At 64.7% G+C, this 17,317-nt stretch carries 15 protein-coding genes; 2 read left to right on the top strand and 13 right to left on the bottom strand.

Annotated elements, in window-relative coordinates:
* Positions 1 to 21: 21 nt before the first annotated feature.
* The 12 genes from CRJ03_RS07135 to hslU form a co-directional block, all read right to left on the bottom strand.
* On the bottom strand, positions 22 to 954 hold the full coding sequence (locus tag CRJ03_RS07135; RefSeq protein WP_104018207.1) for an AEC family transporter: 933 nt from the start codon (positions 952 to 954) through the stop codon (positions 22 to 24).
* Positions 955 to 1,080: 126 nt separating this feature from the next.
* Complete coding sequence (locus tag CRJ03_RS20435) at positions 1,081 to 3,582, bottom strand: DUF4214 domain-containing protein (protein ID WP_104018208.1); 2,502 nt, start codon at positions 3,580 to 3,582, stop codon at positions 1,081 to 1,083.
* A 33-nt stretch (positions 3,583 to 3,615) separates the two neighbouring features.
* Positions 3,616 to 4,194 carry an extracellular solute-binding protein gene (locus CRJ03_RS07145; protein WP_104018209.1) on the bottom strand — a complete coding sequence of 193 codons (579 nt, stop codon included), beginning with the start codon at positions 4,192 to 4,194 and terminating at the stop codon, positions 3,616 to 3,618.
* Entirely contained in the window at positions 4,181 to 4,477 is a 297-nt protein-coding gene (locus tag CRJ03_RS20440; protein ID WP_338066342.1) for a CBS domain-containing protein, read from the bottom strand. The genes CRJ03_RS07145 and CRJ03_RS20440 overlap by 14 nt, the downstream gene beginning before the upstream one ends.
* Before the next feature lie 33 nt (positions 4,478 to 4,510).
* Positions 4,511 to 5,899 carry a polysaccharide biosynthesis/export family protein gene (locus tag CRJ03_RS07155; protein WP_206018328.1) on the bottom strand — a complete coding sequence of 463 codons (1,389 nt, stop codon included), beginning with the start codon at positions 5,897 to 5,899 and terminating at the stop codon, positions 4,511 to 4,513.
* A gap of 30 nt (positions 5,900 to 5,929) precedes the next feature.
* Positions 5,930 to 6,535, bottom strand: a complete 606-nt coding sequence (locus tag CRJ03_RS07160; protein ID WP_104018211.1) for a YjbF family lipoprotein — start codon at positions 6,533 to 6,535, stop codon at positions 5,930 to 5,932.
* On the bottom strand, positions 6,532 to 8,613 hold the full coding sequence (locus CRJ03_RS07165; protein ID WP_240611594.1) for a YjbH domain-containing protein: 2,082 nt from the start codon (positions 8,611 to 8,613) through the stop codon (positions 6,532 to 6,534). Before CRJ03_RS07165 ends, CRJ03_RS07160 begins: the two co-directional genes overlap by 4 nt.
* Positions 8,614 to 8,976: 363 nt before the next feature.
* Complete coding sequence (locus CRJ03_RS07170) at positions 8,977 to 9,198, bottom strand: hypothetical protein (RefSeq protein ID WP_104018213.1); 222 nt, start codon at positions 9,196 to 9,198, stop codon at positions 8,977 to 8,979.
* A 196-nt stretch (positions 9,199 to 9,394) separates the two neighbouring features.
* Positions 9,395 to 11,554, bottom strand: a complete 2,160-nt coding sequence (locus CRJ03_RS07175) for a GumC family protein (protein WP_104018214.1) — start codon at positions 11,552 to 11,554, stop codon at positions 9,395 to 9,397.
* A gap of 141 nt (positions 11,555 to 11,695) precedes the next feature.
* Complete coding sequence (locus CRJ03_RS07180; RefSeq protein ID WP_240611595.1) at positions 11,696 to 12,424, bottom strand: metallophosphoesterase; 729 nt, start codon at positions 12,422 to 12,424, stop codon at positions 11,696 to 11,698.
* Between the two features lie 614 nt (positions 12,425 to 13,038).
* Positions 13,039 to 14,559 (bottom strand): hypothetical protein, encoded by a 1,521-nt coding sequence (locus tag CRJ03_RS19655; protein ID WP_129590255.1) that lies wholly within the window; start codon positions 14,557 to 14,559, stop codon positions 13,039 to 13,041.
* 22 nt (positions 14,560 to 14,581) lie between these two features.
* On the bottom strand, positions 14,582 to 15,883 hold the full coding sequence (hslU, locus tag CRJ03_RS07190; protein ID WP_104018216.1) for an ATP-dependent protease ATPase subunit HslU: 1,302 nt from the start codon (positions 15,881 to 15,883) through the stop codon (positions 14,582 to 14,584).
* Between the two features lie 211 nt (positions 15,884 to 16,094).
* On the opposite strand from hslU, the gene CRJ03_RS07195 reads away from it, so the two are divergent.
* Together CRJ03_RS07195 and CRJ03_RS07200 are read left to right on the top strand one after the other, a co-directional pair.
* A complete protein-coding gene (locus CRJ03_RS07195; RefSeq protein ID WP_104018217.1) occupies positions 16,095 to 16,388 on the top strand; it encodes a BrnT family toxin in 294 nt (97 codons plus the stop codon).
* Positions 16,372 to 16,608: a BrnA antitoxin family protein gene (locus CRJ03_RS07200; protein ID WP_206018329.1), complete on the top strand. Its 237-nt coding sequence runs from the start codon at positions 16,372 to 16,374 to the stop codon at positions 16,606 to 16,608. The genes CRJ03_RS07195 and CRJ03_RS07200 overlap by 17 nt, the downstream gene beginning before the upstream one ends.
* Before the next feature lie 99 nt (positions 16,609 to 16,707).
* On the opposite strand, the gene hslV is transcribed toward CRJ03_RS07200, so the two are convergent.
* Positions 16,708 to 17,265, bottom strand: coding sequence for an ATP-dependent protease subunit HslV (hslV, locus tag CRJ03_RS07205; RefSeq protein WP_104018219.1), 558 nt, complete (start codon positions 17,263 to 17,265; stop codon positions 16,708 to 16,710).
* Positions 17,266 to 17,317: the final 52 nt, after the last annotated feature.

Raw genomic sequence — 17,317 nt, forward strand, 5'->3', positions numbered from 1 at the left:
TGTCCTTTCGTCGTCTTCGTGTCAGTAGAGCGTGCCGGTCCAGCCGATCACCGCCGAGACGCTGAGTACCGCCACGGCGGTGGAGATGAAGATCGCCGAGGACACGCGGCGCGGCGCGACCCCGTAGCTTTGCGCGATGATGAACACGTTTCCCGCCACCGGCAAGGCCGCCGCCGCGATTACCACCGCCGCCGGAAAGCCCCGCATGTCGAACACCCACAAGAGCGAGATTGCCACCGCCGCCGGGTGCAGCACCAGCTTGCAGAATGAGAGCCAGCCCGCCACGTGGGGCCGCTCGGCGGCCTTTTCCGCCAGCGACGCGCCGATGGCGAAGAGCGCGCCGGGCGTGGCCGCGCCGCCCAGAAGCGCGAGGAAGGCGTTCATCGTGTCGGGGATTGGCAGGTCGAGCGCGGACCACGCGAAGCCCGCGGCAATGGAGACGATCATCGGGTTGCGGATGAGGCCGCCGCCGATGCTGCGCAGGATCGCGGGCGACATGCGCCCGTCGCGTGCGCCGGTGATGAGGATCACCACCAGCGAGCCGAACACCAGCAGATCGACAGCCAGCACCAGCATCACCGGGCCGATGGCCGCCTCGCCCATCAGCATGGCGAGCATCGGCACCCCGAGAAAGCCCACGTTGCCGATCACCGCGCATTGCGCCTCGATCGCCGCCGTCTCGACCCGCTGGCGGCGCAGCATCGCCACCAGCGTCGCCAGCAGGTAGACGACGAGGCTGGCCGAGAGGTAGGCCGCGACCAGCCGCCAGTCGAGCACCTCGCCGAGCGACAGGTTGGCGGAGAAGCGAAACAGCATCGCCGAGAGCGCGAAGTAGAACACGAATTTGGTGAGCCAGGCGGTGCCCGCGGGCGAGAAGAAGCCGCTGCGCCCGGCCCCGTAACCAAGGCCGATGAGAAGAAAGAAGGGCAGGGTCTGGAAGAACACGCCGAGCATGGCGGGCACTGGTAGCAGGCTGGCCCGGCGCGTCAATCGGCAAGAGGACGTAGCGGGGGCGGTGCGAGGTAGCGGCATCCGCAGAAGGCGTCGTGTCAGAACGATCTCGCGGATTGGGCGATGTCGTCAGGCAATGGCAAACGGATCGTCCAGCACGCCGACGAGCGGCATGAGGAATTCGCCGTTCGTCGGGTCGAGAGCATCTGTATAAAATTGATCTGTCGCGTTGATGGCGTCTTCGATGCTCTGCTGTGATCCATCGAACAGTTCCATGACTTCGCGGCCATTCTGACCGTCAGACATGCCTTTGATGACGGTGAAGTAGATGCCGATATCGACCTTGTTCTCGATATAGTCGATATCCGTGCCTTGCGCCCCATTGAGAAGTCTCGAAATAAAGACGTCCCGCGGGATTATCCCCGAGTTCAAATGCCCCAGCCAGAAGTCGAAGCCGCCTTGATCGGGATCGCGTCCGAGAACGTTGTTGTAGACTGCCTCGACAAAGTCAGCGTTGGACGAACCCTCCGGGTACAGCGCCCGGGTCTCGTCTGCGGTATCAAACCGGGCGGCGATCTCTTCCAGGGTCAATCCGTCACTGAAGGCCGTCGCCCAGAAATACAGGCCCGTCGCATCCGGGGCCCGGTTGAAATACGCGATGTAGAGTTCGATCAGGTCCGCGAATTGCTCGTCATTGAGCTCCGTTGGCCCACCGAACCGATCCAGGTTCATGGGTTTTCCCCCCATCGCCGGGATCTCGGTATCAAAGTCCAGGAATTCCATGTCGATGAGCGTGTCGGTGCCGTTGCCATCCGCGCGCCGGTCGGTGAGCGTGGCCGCCGTCGGGCTCAGCGTCAGCGTGTAGCTGGACTGGTTGCCGGAATAGACGGCCGTGTCCCGGCCATCCCCGCCGTCGAGCAGGTCATCGCCCGCGTTGCCGGTGAGGGTGTCGTCGCCAGCCTCACCCCGGAGCGTGTCGTCGCCCGCGCCGCCGGTCAACGCGTCGGATCGCGAGGTGCCGACGAGTGTGTTGGACTCGTTGGGGGCGTCAGGCGAGTCAGGCTCCGGGCGGGCGGGGACCGGCGGGGGGGCGTCGGCGGCGATGATCGGCAGCCGGTCGGGCCAGTCGAACACCGGCCCGAACAGGGCGGCGGCGTCGGGCACGACCGGCGTGGGGCTCGACAGCTCGATCACCGTGTCGCGGAAGGTGATGCGCGCGGTGCCGGGCCCGGCCTCGATCCCGAGCTGTGCGGGGCTGCGCAGCATCGGCAGGTCCGACAGGTCGAGCCGGTCGGTGCCGGGGGAGAAATCCGTGATCGTCACGCGGCCCGATTCGGCGGAGATGACGAAGGTATCCGCGCCCGCGCCGCCGCGCAGGACCGTGTCGCCCGGCCCTGCCACGAGAATGTCGTCGCCCGCGCCGCCGTCGAGGGTATCGGCACCGGCACCCTGCGAGGCGAGCAGGTCGTCGCCCGCGGTGCCCGCGACAAGGGCTGCGGTGTCGCCCGTGTTGGTCGCGACGATCCCGAGGCCCGAGACGTCCTGCGAGAACTGGCTGACGCCGCCCCGCGAATCGCCAGCCACGAAGACCTGTAGCTGATCGCCGAGTATCGCCGCGCCGATATCCTCGACATTCTCCAGCCCGAGGCCGATGCCGTGCGGCAGCGTCTCGACATGCAATAGCCGACCGTCGGGCAGCAGGCGAAACAGGCTGAGCCCGTCATCGGCGCCGCCCGCGACGACGAAGACGTGATCGCCCGCCTGCGCGACGCTCAGCGCGTGGACCTCGCCGAAGCGGGTGCCGAGCGTGTCGAGCAGGTGGTCGGTCACCGTCAGGCTGCCGTTGTCGCCGACGCGCACGACGCTGAGCGAATCGGTGCCCGCCGAACCGATCACCGCCCATGTGGCACCATGCGCCGAGACCACCCCCAGCGTGGTGGGGTCGGCCACCGACAGGCCGTGCGTGCCATCGACCCGGCCACCCGGGCTGAGCGCGCCGGTGGTGGCATCGACGCCGAGGGAGTGCAGCACGCCGGTGGCCTGGTCGAGCGCGAGAAGGTGTTGGCTGCTTCCCGTCCCGGCCATTGCCAGCAGCGTCGGGCCGTCGAAGGCGGGCATGTCGCCGGGCCCCTGCGACGTGGCGGCCAGGGCGGGGGTCGGCGCGCCGGGGCGGTAGACGAGGATCCGGCCTGCATCGCTATCGGCGACGAATAGCGTCTCGACCCCGCCCACCGAGGCCGAGACCATTGCCGAGACAGTACCGCCATCCGAGGGCAGCGCGGCCAGCGACAGCATCTCTCCGAAGCTGCCATCGTCGTTGATCCGGTGGGCGAGAAGCGCCGCGCCGCTGCCATCGGGCGCGGCGCCGAAGGCGAGTGATTGCTGGCCCGGCGCGCCCACCGGCGTTGCCAGACCGGTTTTGCCGGTGCTGGCGGAGCCGGAGAAATGCGTGCTGTCCACCAGCGTGGCGGTCGTGCCCTCGTCCAGCCGCCAGGAGATCAGCCCACCGGCGGGGCCGGTTCCGGCCACGAGATGCAGGCCGCCATCGAGCCGCGCGAGCCCGAGATCGCGCAGGTCCTGATCCAGCAGGGGATCGCCGAGCAGCAGGTGGGAGATGAATTGCAGGCTCATCCTGGCGCCAATCCGGTTTGGGACACCGGATCGCTATGCGCCGCGATCCTGCACGAGGCGGATCGAAATTCCGGCAGAACCATGCCTTTCGCCTACGGCTTTACGCAAATTCTTCGCGCTTTCGGTGCAGGCGTGTTGGACCGCGCGTTTGCCGGGAAACCGCGTGGTGTCAAAGAAATCCTCGATCCGCGTGGGTTTTATCCCCGGAAAGGCGCGTTCGTCATAGGCCATGACGCGGGCGTACACGTTCTGCGGGATGGCGCAGCGGGTGGGCGTGTGGGGGGCGAAATCCGCCATCGCGGCATCGCCGACCAGTGCCTGCGCATCGAGCCGCAGCAACAGCCCCTCGGCGCAGGCGACGCGCGCCTGATCGGCGAGCATGTCGATCACGTCCCATCCCTCTGCCCCGGCGCGGTCGCGTAGCGCCGCGACGGTGCCGTCGTACTGCACGGCCTCTACCGCATGGCCGGTGGTTTCGGAAAAGGGGGCGAATACCGCCTTGCGCTGCGCGGCCTCGTAGGCACCGCCCCATGTGGCGACGGTGAGATCCTGCGCCAGCACCGGGGTGCAGAGGAGCACGGTCCAGAGGGTGATGAGGCTAGAGCGCAGCATTCTCTTCCTCCCTGATGCGGGCGACGTGATCGAGCCATGCGCTGACCATGTCCGCCTCGGACACGGCCCCGAGGTAGCGCCCGTCCACGCGCGCGACGGCGGGCACCGCGTCGCCGACGAAGCCGCGCATGCGCTCCATCGCGTCGGCGAGGCTGGTGTCGTCCTCGAAGGTGAGCGTCGCGGGCTGCTGCCCTTCGGACGGGCTGTGGATGCCGACAAGCTTGCCATCGGCGTCGAGAACGAAGGCTTGTCGCCAGCCACGCTCGGAGAGGCGCCGGGCGATCGTTTCAGGGGAGCGCGCCTTGAGCGGGCTACCTCACCGCGCCGCGATGCTCGCGGGTGTCGTCAGCAGCGATGGCACGAACTGCTGGACCACGCGGTTCCACTTGGTGACCGGTTGCTCCTCGACGAAGACGATGTCGTTGGGGCGCATTTGCATCCGCGTGGCGAGGGTGATGTTGACGGCGTTGCGCGTATCGAGATGCCAGGCGGTGACAGCCCCGAACTCGGCCGGATCGGCGGAGGGGCGCAGCACGTAGATATTGCCCGGGTTGCCGGTGCGGGTCGGGATGCCGCCCTCGCCGTAGAGCACGTCGGCGAGCGTGGCCTGCTGCGCGTAGGGTAGCGGCACGCGGGCCTGTTGCTCGACCTCGCCGGCGAGGTAGATGTAGTCGCGCGGCTCGGCCCCCAACTCTGTGCGCGCGCGGAAATTGCTGCGCCGCTCCTCCAGGACGCTGCGCCGGAGCTCCATTTCGGCCTGCATCATGTCGAGCGTATCCTTGCGCGCCTGCGAGCGCAGGCGGATCACGTCCACCTCCTGACGGTAGAACTCAAAAGCGCGGTCGAGGTCGTAGGTGTTGTCTACGAAAACCGCGTCACCGTCCTTGAGCGGCAGGTCGTGCAGGTCGGGGCGCGCGAGATAGTCTTCGTAGGGGATCTGGTAGAGCGTCCCGTCACGGTAGAGCCGCAATGATGCGAATTCCTCGTCGCGCACCGTCACGCCACCCGCGGCGGTGAGTGCGTCGCCAAGCACCGGCGGGGTCAACGCGACCGGCAGGCGCGCGGCCTGGTGCACGGCGCCGCCCACGGTGACACGTTGCGAGTTGAACTCTGCGACCTCGAGCGAGAAGGCCGGGTCCACCTGCTGATCAAGCAGGAAGCGGAAGATCCGGTCCTGTGCCTCTTGCAGGGTCAGGCCGGCGATCTCGACCCGGCCGATATCGGGGATCGAGATCGCCCCGTCATCGGAGACGGTATAGCCCTGCCGCCGCGTCTGCGCCGCCAGCAGGCCGCTGAGCCGTTCGACGGTGTCGCCGTTTGTCTTGGTTGCCAGCAGCACCACGTCGCCGATACCGAGCCGATAGGGTTGATCCGCCAGATCCGGGGGCGGGCGAAGTTCAAGAAGCCCCGGGTTCTCGTCGGGAACCTGCGGAGCCTCCGGCAAGGTACCCAGTCCCGGCCCCTGCCGGGCGCTGGCGGCGCTGTAGAATTCCCGTGGCAGATTGCGCGGGCTGTAGGGGCTGCGGTTGGCCATGATCACGGTTTCCGGTGTCAGGGCGATCTCGCGCACATCCACGCCCCCCGCCGTGCGGCTGACATTGGGGCTGGTGTAGACGACGCCACAGGCTGCGGGCAGGAGGAGGCCTGCCGCGAGTGCCAGAGCGTGTAGCGGATGCGCGCCGAATCCGGCCCTGCGGTGTCTCATCTTGTCATCCTCCTTCATTCGCCCCGGGGTTCACTCGCGCGGCAGGCGTTCGGTTTCCATGTAGTCGATGGCCGGGCTGACCCATTGCCGCGATCTCGTGGTCTCGCCGGTTTGATCGAGCCAGTAGGTGTTGGTGATTTCGGCATCTGTAGAGATGCAGCGTTCGACAACCTGATGGGCCGGTGCGGCCTCGGCCCGCGCGTCCCGGCGGCATTGGAAGCTGCGAAACACCGTGCGATCCTCGCCGTCGAGATAGCTGCGGATATGGGGATAGTGTGTCGCCTCATCGGTGCCGCGCAGCATCGCCAGCGTGCCGTCGACGTCGGCGGACATCAGGTCGTCCCCCAGCCCGCGCGTCGCGACCAGCACCCCGCCGCGAAAGCTCAGCGTGATGCCGTCGAGCGTCTGCCAGACGGTCACGTCGCCGTTGCGGGCCACCGGGGCCAGCGTGGCCTGTGCGCCGGTGGCGGGCAGGGTGACGCGCAGGCGCGCGGGCCCGATCGGTTGCGGTGGCACCGCTGCCACGGTCCCGGTGAGGTCCAGCGTCCGGCTCACCCGGTCGCATCCCGCAGCCAGCAGCAGGGCGAGGCCGGCCACAAGCGCGGTCGCGGGGATCCTGCGGGGACGGACACTCATCGCCAGAACCTCCCCCAGCCATCCTGTAGCGCCGGTTTCTGCCGCGGGCGAACCCGGTCGTAGAGCCGCCCCGGCACGTCGAGCCGCGCGCCGCCGTCGCGCTGAACGGGCCGGATCGTGGTGGTGTAGGCGGTCTTGTTGGGCTCGCCGGTCAGCCAGCGGATCGGCACGGTGATGCGAATGCCCTTGTCGAACGAGCCCTCGCCGAAGGTGTCGAAGGGCACATCGGTCAGCGTCGCGAAGGCCCCGATCCGCCAGCCATTGCCGAACTCGCGATCGAGCGAGAATGTCGCGCCCCAGTCCCGGGCGAGGTAGCGCCCGGCATCGAGCTGCGCGTGAAAGCCGCCGCCCATGTCCCAGTAGGCCGAGACATGGCCTGTCGCCACCTCGTAGTCGCGAAAGCCGAACCCGCCATCGAAATCGCGCTGCCAGGCGTAATTGACCTCTGCCCCCAGCGCGAAGGGGCTGTCGTTGCGTTTCCACAGCAGCTCTGAGGACAGCCCGCCGAACATCCGCTCAAAGTATCCGACCGTCACCCGGCCATAGAGATCGCGCCCCGGCTTGAAATAATGCGCGCCTGTCAGTTGGGTGAGAGCGGTTTCCCCCTCACGGTCGTAGAGCGCGAAATCGCTGCGGACCCGGGGCAGCACCGAATCCGAGCGCCGCGTGGCGTCGTCGAGATTGCCAAGCACCTTCTGGCGCAGGATGCCGGAGACCTCAAACCCCGGCATCGGCTGAAAGGATACATCGAGCTGCGCCCCCGCATCGGCGCGCAGCGGATCGTCGGGGTCGAAGAAGCTGGGGCTCAGGTAGGGCGAGATGCTCCAGTCGAAGCGCGGGTAGCGTTCTGGCGCGGGGGTGGTCGTTCCCTCCGGCGAGGAGATTCGCGCCCGGGCAAAGCTTTTCCACGTGCCGTCCAGATCATGTTCGAGCGTCTCCATGTCGTCGCGGCGGAGGCTGATCTGCGTGACCGGAAGGCCCGCATCGACAAGCGTGATGTCGAAAACATCGACATGCGCGGGCAGGCGTCGTGTGAGCACCCGCGCCGTGCGCCCGACCGCCTGTGCCTCCTGAAGGTAGGTGTCGTTCTCGATCTCGATCCGGGCGGTGCCGCCGGACAGTGAAAAGCCATGCAGCCCGAGGCCCTGTGAAGAAAGCGCGCGCGCGATATCGCCGCGCAGCGCATCGCGCTCGACAACGCCGTCGGTCCAGCCGAGCGCGGCCACTGTCGGGGTGTCGCGTGCCAGGATGGGCGGCGGCGCAGGATCGCGCCCGGCATGGTTGGGCGGGGATTTCGGATTGAGCGCGGTGCTGAGTTGAACGCCCAGTTCGCTGCCATAGAGGTAATGCAGCGACAGATCGGTCATCGGCCCGAGGCCGTATGTGACCCCGAAGTTCAACTGTGATGTGCGCCTGAACGCGCTCGGGTCCTCGCGCGGATGATCGTCGGAGGAGTATTCGACCGTGAACTTCAGCCGGTCGGTCGCCTGCCATTCGACGCCGCCAAAGAGCGCCGCGTCGCCGCGGAAGAATTGCGCCGCTTCCACATCGCCGCCCTGCCCGGCGTCACGCTCGGGCCGGCGCTTGAACCGGTCGTCGAGCACGCCCAGCGGGTTGGTGAACCCACCCGACCCGCCCAGCCGCCCCCAGCCGATCCCGCCGGTGAGCCGAACGGACTCGCCAAAGGTCTTGGTGGCAACGAGGTATTCCGAGGAATAAATGCCGGTGCCGAGAAAATCGTTGAGCCCGACCGCGAGAGCCGGGCGCCAGGCGGTCTCGTCGGCGAAACGGTAGTGCAACGAGAAGCTGCGATCATAGAGTGTGCCGCCCCCGTTGAAGTCATCCAAGATTGAATAGCGGAAACTGCCCGACACGCGGGGCAGAATCTGAAACGTGAGCGTATTGCGGGTCTGCCCGGCAAAGCTGCTTGCGGTGAAGGCCAGCTCGCCATCGGGTCTGCTTGAGGCGACCGGCATGTCGATCAGGCCCGGGGAGCCGTAGCTGTTGTAGCCGGTCTCGATCGTCGGCGCGTCGTCCGCAAATGCCGCATGAGCCGCGCCGAACACGACCGCGATCACCCAGGCACCTGTTTTCCTCGACAACTCCCGCATAACGTGTGGTTAGCAGAACGCGGAACGAAAACAACGACGGAAGTGCGTCAATTCTGTTCGGCGATCGGGATCGTGACATTAGGGTTACGTCGCGCGTGCCGGGACAGGTCGTTTTTGCAATGAACGCAATTTTTAGTTGTTTATACAGGCGGGCGCGTGGCCGCATCGAAAGATCGGACGCGTCCATTGGGGGGGCACGGGGCGGAAACGGGAGCTCGGGATCGCAGCGGTCAACCGCAGTGACAGACGCCTTGTGCGTGCTGTGAGCCGCCGTACCCGCCCACATGCCGGGGGGCGCTCATAATAGCCGACCCCCTGATTGGTCGCCTGTCAGGTGCCGGGCGTGGAGCTGCTACCGCCGCCGCCCGAAGCTGCGGCGATGACTGCAATGACAACGAGGCCGGCAAGGATGGCACCACCGCCGCCAAGCCCACCTTCCATACCGGCGGTCGCGTTGACGCACCTGACCCTCAGGGTGTCTCCGGCTCCGCCAAACCGGGCGGTTTCGATCCCGGCCCCGCCGCACACGCCGAGGCGGGTGGCCATTTCCATGGCCGTTTCATTGCCCTGTCGAACCGCGGATTGCTACGCAATCACAGGTAGAGCCGTGGCGAGCCCCGCGACGAGAGCCAAAGTGGAACCTGTGACCGTCTTCATTTCCGGATTCCTTGCCTAGTGAAAACATCTTCAGGTTGAATGTATGCGAAGTCGCGTCAGATTTAAACAGTCGATATTCGGGCGGCACGATTCAGGCCGCCTCGTAGTAGCCCCTGCCATAGGCCCCGTAGGCCCCGTACTTGCCGCCATAGCCATATCGGCGCATCCCTTTTGGGTCGATCTGCGCCAGTGCAATGCCGGTGATCGTCAGATTGGCAGAGGCGAACTCGCGCAGGGCGGCGGCAACCTGTGAGTGCTGCGTGCTGTTCCAGGCGACGGTAAACATGATGGCATCGACGTGCTGGCCGATCACCCGCGCGTCGGGCACGACCAGCACCGGCGGGGTGTCGATGATGACGAAATCATAGGCGTTGCGCGCCCGTGCCACGAAGGCGCTGAACGTGTCGGACGAGAACAGGTCGGCGGCGTTGGCGCGCGATTTCTCGCCCATCAGCACGTCGGCACCGAGACGGTCGTCGTGAAACACCACCTCGTGCAGCGGGACCTCGCCCGACAACGCGGTCAGGACCCCGCCTTGCGGGGCGTTGCGGAAGTATTCGGCAAAGACCCGGCGGCGGATGTCGCCCTCGATCAGCAGCACCTTCTTTCCCAGCCCGGCCAGGTTTTGCGCCAGCGCGATGGATTGCGTGGTCTTGCCCTCGCCGGGCAGGGCGGAGGTGGACATGATTACCTTGGGCGGATTGTCGATATTCGACAGCAGGAGAGAGGTGCGCAGGTTGCGCACCGCCTCGGCCGGGGCGGATGTGGGTTTGTCCCGCAGGTAACCGATCAGGTCTTCGCGTGCCTTGAGCGGCATTTTCGGTATCTGGCCGAGCACGGGCAATCCTATTGCGGCCTCCAGGTCCTCTGCGTTGCGGAACGTGTCATGCATGAACTGCCGGACGAGCACGATCGCCGTCCCGGCCATCAGCCCCAGCACCATCGACAGCGCGACGATCAGCGCCGTGCGCGGTGCGACCTTCTCGCCGGGGATGGCGTCCGAGAGCACCCGGCTGTCGGCCTGCTGAAGCCCGCGCTGCACCGTGGTTTCCTTGAGCCGGGTGAGAAACGTCTCGTATAGCGTGCGCGTGGTTTCGGTCTCTCGCTCCATCTGCTGAATGCGCACCAGGTCGGCGGATTGACGGTCGATGCGGCGCTGCAGGTTCTGATACGAGGTTGCCAGCGCGTTGGTCTGGCCCAGGATCCGTTCATGAGCCTCGCGCGCCCCCGCGATCAGGGTATCGAGGCGTTGATCGAACAGGGTTTTGGCCTCGGCATCGCCGCGCGCGATGGGGGTCAGCAACTGCCGAAGCGAGGGGTCGCCGGTTTCCTCGGCTATGGACTCTCGGTTGCCGGTATCGCGCAGCTCTTGCAGGCGGATCACCTCTGCCTCTGCCTCGCGCGCACGCGCGCGCATTTCCTCGAGCCGCTCGCGCATGTCCTTGGACCGAAGGTTGAGGCCCTGCAGCGTTTCGGGGCTGACAAGGTCGGTCTCGGCCCGCGCGGCCTTGAGCGTCTCCTCTCTTTCGCGGAGATCCTGTTCAAGCTCTGTGACCCGTTTCGACAGCCATGTGACCGCTGTTTCGGTGGCCTCGAACTTTACCGAAATCTGGTCCTGGAGGTAGAGGTCGGCCAAGGTGTTCACGATCCGCGCCGACTTGTCGGCGCTGCCGGTGGTGGCGGAGATGGTGAACACGTAGGTATCCCGTTGCACCGAGGCCGAGAGCGCGTCGCGCAGCCCGTCGACGGCCTCGGCCCGGGGAGTTTTCGTTGTGCTCTCCTGCTGCGCTGTCCCTGTGCCGAGCAATGCGGACAGCAGGGCCTGCACCCGGGAACGGGCCTGTGCGATGAGCGGCGGCGATCTCAGGTCGGGGTTGAACTCGGGGTCGTCCACCAGTGCCAGCTCGTCCACCAGCTTGCCCAAGAGCCGTCGTGACAGGATGATCTCGATCTCGGTGTTCAACGCGGCGGTTTCGGTCGAGACCCCGGACATCACGCTCTCGATATCGACGACCTGGTTGCTGCGCGCCTCCAGCATGAGCTTGGCGCTCGAGCGGTATTGCGGCTGGGCCAGGCCAAGCGCGTAGTATCCGCCCGCGAGGATCGCCAGTGCCGTCACCAGCATGATGGTCAACTTGCCGCGCCAAAGCGCCCGGAGAAGCTCCACCAGGTCGATTTCGTCGTCCGCAAGCTCGGGTCGTGACGGGCGGGGAACGGCCTGCTCGAAAAGAGGGTGTCTGGTGTCATTCATCGGACGGCAATCCCCAACCTGTGGTTGAGAATTGCTAGTTGATAACACTCATAAGGTAAAGTGCCTGTGTCAGTCGAGGACAGGTGGGGCGCCGTCCTCATCATCCCCAATCCCGGGTTGGACGGGGGGGGCTCGCGCGGGCTAACGACTTGGGCCGGTTTGGAAAAACCGCACGTCGCCGGCGGCGATGGCCGCCGCTGTCAAGCGGCCGGTGGCGTAGGCCCCGGTGTCGAGCGCGATGCGGCCGTCGCGGACCTCGGGCATATCGACGATGCTGTGACCATGCGCCACCCAGTGCCCGTCGGGACGCGCCCGTCGCAGGAAATCGGCGTGACCCCAGGTCAGGGTATCGGCCGCCTGGTCGGGGATCGGCCGGTCCGGGTCGGCACCGGCATGGACGGCCCAGATATTGCCGCTCTGCCAGAATAATGGCCGCGCCCGCAACCAGGCGATCATCGCCTCTCCCATCGTGTCCGCCAGCCGGGCGCGCAGTGCCTTCAGGGCCACGGCATCGGCCTGCGTGCCCACGGGCGGGGCGATGCCGAAACTGGCCAGCGTCTGCAGGCCGCCATTGCGGAGCCAGACGGGACCGCGTCTCTCTGGAAAATCCAAGAAATCCAGCAGCATACGCTCGTGGTTGCCCATCAGGCAGGTGACGGGCGGCGTGCCCTCGGCCGAGAGTGTCATCAACAGCTCCAGCACCTCGCGGCTCTGCTCTCCGCGGTCGATGTAATCGCCCAGCAGGACCACCGGCCAGCCGGCGCAGTGGGCCGCGATCTGCCGGTCGAGATCGAGCAGGAGATCGGCCCGCCCGTGGATATCCCCGACCGCCACGAATGGCCGCTCCGGCGCCAGTGTGGACAGGGGCAAAGGTGCCTGCGCCGGGGGCGGTGCGCGACGGGAAAGGAGGCGGGAGAGGATGCGCCGGAAGCCGGTCACAACGGGGGGGCCGGACGGTCAGTAGCGTGGGCGGGAATCGGCATGGCCCCATTTTGCGTGAAACGGGGGGAGAGAAAAGCGGTTTCCGCCCGGGCGGGCGAATCGGGGCTGACGCCCCTTGTTAACAAGGCCGAAGCCGGGGTTGCATCGCGTCGGTATCCTGTCGGTATCGCGTCGGTATCGGGGGGAGGCGGCGCGGGGTTAACGGGGCGGGCGGTGGGGGGCCACAGGATGAGGGCTGCCACAGCACAGGGGCCCGCCAGCAGGAGGAGATCGGCATAGCCGGGGACCAGAAGTGCGGCGGCGACGCCGACAAGGGACAGGATCAGGAGCAGGACCGGAACAACCTTGAGGGGTGTTTAGCGCGGGTGGTGCGAAGGGGGAAGCGTGGGATTTGGGTGGGGGCGGAGATGGCAGAGAGTTTCTCGCTTTCGCGGGAAGGACGGGGGTGGTGGGGAGGACTGCCCACCCTACGCTTGCTTCTTTTCGGTTCAGAACAAGTCCAGTATTCAGAAAGAGAGAAAACACATCTAAGTAACAAGCGGTTACGAATCGGACAGTCGCTTTTCTTTTGCCTCACGCCGCTCCCTAGCGCGGCGCTGTTGGCGTGTTTCTTTCGCAGGGAAAGTTTGGGGTGAAGGAAACTGCTGGGCGGAAACACTATTGTATCTCATTTGCCCAGAATTAAGGATTTCAAGCTCACTTCTTCTTTGCGTGATTTCTGCCTCAAGTTCCTCGTTCCAGTTGCCTACCTGCAAGGCCATCAAGTCTTCTGACCCCCCCTTGTACTCAGTGCTTGGATCATGGCCATCAATCGCTATCCCCACGACTGTCTCAATCGAGCGATGGTCTTGAAGGATTGCGTATCCATATGTTTCAAGTATAGTGACGCGAGCCCGCCGATATTGATCGTACCCTCCTTTATCATCCAAAAAACTCGGGTACTTCAGTATCAAAAATATGTAAGCGACTTTCGACGAAACATCGTCGCCAGGCAACACAACGCGCGCATATCTATCTTGGTTCAGTTCCGCGGATTTCGACAGCGCTTCTAAGAAGGCTTGGCTTAATACTCTTCGCCGAACACGAGGCTCTGCCGCCATGAAACGTAATGCCGGCTCGGCTAAAGCCGCTGACGGATTGTCGTGGGTGATCTTTACTGAACTTCCGGCCAACACATGACCTGTAAACTGGGTTATCAGTTTGTCCCAAGTATAGGAGACTGCGTCGGCTTCTTTTCCTGCTTTGTATTCGGGCCTTTTCTGAAAAATTTCATAGAGACCCTCTGCAATACTCAGAACCTGATTCGGCGCTCGCATCGGCAAACCAAAACTATGGTTTCCTTGCTCATCTTCGTTTTGCAGGTAGGTCGCGATCATGTCCTTTTCACTATGTGCCGCGACAATGCTCCCATCGCGAATGACGGCGGCACGATGGGACAAATACTCAACCAAATCTGCAACAGTATCGAATTCAGTGAATAAAGCGTCTAGGCTGGTGCGATCAAAGACATGAACAAATGACTTGCCTGGGTTTGGGTCACCTACGGAAAATGGGAGACCTATTCCAGGTTCTCCCAATGTAGAGGTGTCAGCGATGATCAGTGTTCCGTCGTCCCCACCCCAATACCTTCGCGCAGCGTCCTCCGCACCGATTGCAACGCTTACGCCGTGAAATCGCATTTCTTCCGGGTTTGGCAAGGTGATCGGAAATGGCTCCGTACACCCCTTGTCCAAGAAAATCTTTTCTTGGTGGTCTCGTAGGAACCGTTCCGCACCATGAATTTGAGCAACTGACTTCTGGACGGCAGCCCGATACCAGCGGTTCCACGCGATGAAAATATCGCTATGCGGCTGAAACTCGATTTCCTTATCGCTGAAAACCAGAACGTCATCCCCAAAAACTACCAAAAGGTCGCAAAGCTCTTTACCGTCGCCTTGGCCCCTTAGCTTCTTTTCGATGAAAGTATTAGGATAGGACCATAGGTTCAGGAATGTTTTCTCCGCAACGCGAGCGAGGTATCGTTCGCTGTCCGTGACTCCCGTTCCGCGTTTGATTGGCTTCATAGGTACTTTGTCGCCCCCCCCTCTACAACACATACCTCGACAAATCCGCCGACCGCATCAGCTCGCCCAAGTTCTTCTCGACAAACGCAGCGTCCACCGTCACCGCCTCGCCCGCGCGGTCGGGGGCGGTGAAGGAGAGTTCTTCGAACACCCGTTCCATCACCGTGTAGAGGCGGCGGGCGCCGATGTTTTCGACCGACTGGTTGACCTCTGCCGCGATGCGGGCGAGCGCGGCGATGCCGTCCTCGGTGAAGTCGACGGTCACCTCCTCGGTGCCCATGAGGGCGGTGTACTGGCGGGTGAGGGCGTTGTCGGTCTCGGTCAGGATGCGGACGAAATCGGCCTCGGTCAGCGCGCGCAGCTCCACCCGGATGGGCAGGCGGCCTTGCAATTCGGGCAGCAGGTCTGACGGCTTGGCGATGTGGAAGGCGCCCGAGGCGATGAAGAGGATGTGGTCGGTGCGCACGGCGCCGTGCTTGGTGGAGACGGTGGTGCCCTCGATCAGCGGCAGCAGGTCGCGCTGCACGCCCTCGCGGCTGACATCGCCGCCGCGCGCGTCGGACTTGGCGCAGACCTTGTCGATCTCGTCGAGAAAGACGATGCCGTTCTGCTCGACCGACTCGAGGGCGGTGCGGGTGACTGTTTCGTCATCGAGCAGCTTGTCGGCCTCTTCGCTGACGAGGAGGTCGTGGCTCTCGGCCACGGTGGTGCGCTTGCGGGTGGTGCGACCGCCGAACGCCTTGCCGAAGATGTCACCGAGATTCATGATCTGGCCGCCGGGCTGGCCCGGAATCTCCATCCCGCCGAGGGGGTTGGAGGTGTCGGCGACGTCGATCTCGATCACGGTGTCGTCGAGCAGGCCATCGCGCAGCTTCTTGCGGAACATCTCGCGGGTGGCGTCGCGGGCATCCTCGCCGGCGATGGCGGTGATGACGCGCTCTTCGGCGGCGGCCTGGGCGCGGGTCTTGACGTCCTCGCGCATATATTCGCGGGTCTGGGCGATGGCGCTGTCCACCAGATCGCGGATGATCTGCTCGACGTCGCGACCGACATAGCCCACCTCGGTGAACTTGGTGGCCTCGATCTTGATGAAGGGGGCGCGGGCGAGTTTGGCGAGGCGGCGGCTGATTTCCGTTTTGCCGACGCCGGTGGGGCCGATCATCAGGATGTTCTTGGGATAGACCTCTTCGCGCAGGTCATCGGGCAGTTGCTTGCGCCGCCAGCGGTTGCGCAGGGCGACGGCGGTGGCGCGCTTGGCGTCGCGCTGGCCGATGATGAAGCGGTCGAGTTCGGAGACGATCTCGCGCGGGGTGAGGTCTGTCATTGAGGAATCCTTTACCGGTTTGGGCGAGAGATACGCATGGCGGGCGGGGAATTGAAGGGGTTGTGAATTGTAGCTACAAAATGTACATACTATTATGTGACCAATGCCCATTTCATTGCTTGCGAAGGCGACGGTCACTCTTCGCGGGCCAACGGAGGTAAACCCATGAACCAGGATCGAGCACTTATAATCACACTATGGGAGCGCCCCGATGTTCGAATGGGACGACGACAAGCGCCTGATTGCACTGAAGAAGCACGGTATCGACTTCCTTGATGCAGTCGAGATTTTCGAGAGCGACTATCTTTGTCTCTCCGGCAGAAGCGATATCGAGATACGGGAAATCGCGGTCGGATATCTGGACGGAAGCTACCTCGCGGTGGTCTTCACCATGCGCGGTGAGACCATCCGGATCATCACAGTTCGAAAGGCAAGACGCGATGAGCGAGAAGCATATGACGCGTATGTCGCTCGACGAGATACGCAAGATGAAGAGCCAAACTGATTGGGACCGCGTCAAGGCGGCCCCGGATCACGAAGGCGAACAGGAAATCGACGTGGACTGGTCCAAGGCGCGACTGGTGGAGCCAGAGCCGAAAAAGCTGATATCACTGCGCCTCGACGCCGATATCGTCGAGTTTTTCCGCGGCCAGGGCAAGGGCTATCAGACGCGGATGAACGCCGTTCTGCGCGCCTATATGGAGGCGGTGGAGAAGAAGGGCTAGAGCGTGTCGCGATCATTCGCATTCACGCGACACGCTCTAACTCCTTGATTCGCATGTTCAAGGAGCTTAAAACCGGTTCCCACTTTTGAGCAACATGCTCTAGCTGCGCGCGATGCGCTCCACGGTCAGGTTGCCGTTGGTGTAGACGCAGATATCCGCCGCGATCGCCATCGCCTTGCGGGCGATTTCCTCGGCGGTGTGGTCGGTTTCGGACAGCCCGCGCGCGGCGGCGAGGGCGTACATGCCGCCCGAGCCGATGGCGGCCACGTCGTGTTCCGGTTCGAGCACGTCGCCCGCGCCGGTGATGACGTAGAGCTGATCGCCATCGGTGACGATGAGCATGGCCTCGAGCTTTTGCAGGTACTTGTCGGTGCGCCATTCCTTGGCGAGATCGACGCAGGCGCGCTGAAGCTGGCCGGGCGTGGCCTCGAGCCGCGCCTCGAGCTTTTCCAGAAGGGTGAAGGCGTCCGCCGTGGACCCGGCAAAGCCCGCCACCACGTCGTAGCCGCCGGGCGAGAGGCGGCGCACCTTGCGAGCCGAGCCCTTGATCACGGTCTGGCCGAGGCTCACCTGCCCGTCGCCCGCGACGACCACCTCGCCGCCCTTGCGCACGCCGATGATGGTGGTGCCGTGCCAGCCTGGAAATTCGTCGCTCATGCGTCCTCCGGTGTGGTTGGCCCTATATGGAAGGGGCGCGCGCGGGGTGCAA

Origin of the sequence: Roseovarius nitratireducens (assembly GCF_002925845.1) — a bacterium.
Taxonomy (GTDB): Bacteria; Pseudomonadota; Alphaproteobacteria; order Rhodobacterales; family Rhodobacteraceae; genus Roseovarius; species Roseovarius nitratireducens.

What these genes read in the sequence shown, in the direction of transcription:
- CRJ03_RS07135 (WP_104018207.1), bottom strand. Translation starts at nt 954, where the DNA reads ATGCTCGGCGTGTTCTTCCAGACCCTGCCCTTCTTTCTTCTCATCGGC.
- CRJ03_RS20435 (WP_104018208.1), bottom strand. Translation starts at nt 3,582, where the DNA reads ATGAGCCTGCAATTCATCTCCCACCTGCTGCTCGGCGATCCCCTGCTG.
- CRJ03_RS07145 (WP_104018209.1), bottom strand. Translation starts at nt 4,194, where the DNA reads ATGCTGCGCTCTAGCCTCATCACCCTCTGGACCGTGCTCCTCTGCACC.
- CRJ03_RS07155 (WP_206018328.1), bottom strand. Translation starts at nt 5,899, where the DNA reads ATGAGACACCGCAGGGCCGGATTCGGCGCGCATCCGCTACACGCTCTG.
- CRJ03_RS07160 (WP_104018211.1), bottom strand. Translation starts at nt 6,535, where the DNA reads ATGAGTGTCCGTCCCCGCAGGATCCCCGCGACCGCGCTTGTGGCCGGC.
- CRJ03_RS07170 (WP_104018213.1), bottom strand. Translation starts at nt 9,198, where the DNA reads ATGGAAATGGCCACCCGCCTCGGCGTGTGCGGCGGGGCCGGGATCGAA.
- CRJ03_RS07175 (WP_104018214.1), bottom strand. Translation starts at nt 11,554, where the DNA reads ATGAATGACACCAGACACCCTCTTTTCGAGCAGGCCGTTCCCCGCCCG.
- CRJ03_RS19655 (WP_129590255.1), bottom strand. Translation starts at nt 14,559, where the DNA reads ATGAAGCCAATCAAACGCGGAACGGGAGTCACGGACAGCGAACGATAC.
- hslU (WP_104018216.1), bottom strand. Translation starts at nt 15,883, where the DNA reads ATGACAGACCTCACCCCGCGCGAGATCGTCTCCGAACTCGACCGCTTC.
- CRJ03_RS07195 (WP_104018217.1), top strand. Translation starts at nt 16,095, where the DNA reads ATGTTCGAATGGGACGACGACAAGCGCCTGATTGCACTGAAGAAGCAC.
- CRJ03_RS07200 (WP_206018329.1), top strand. Translation starts at nt 16,372, where the DNA reads ATGAAGAGCCAAACTGATTGGGACCGCGTCAAGGCGGCCCCGGATCAC.
- hslV (WP_104018219.1), bottom strand. Translation starts at nt 17,265, where the DNA reads ATGAGCGACGAATTTCCAGGCTGGCACGGCACCACCATCATCGGCGTG.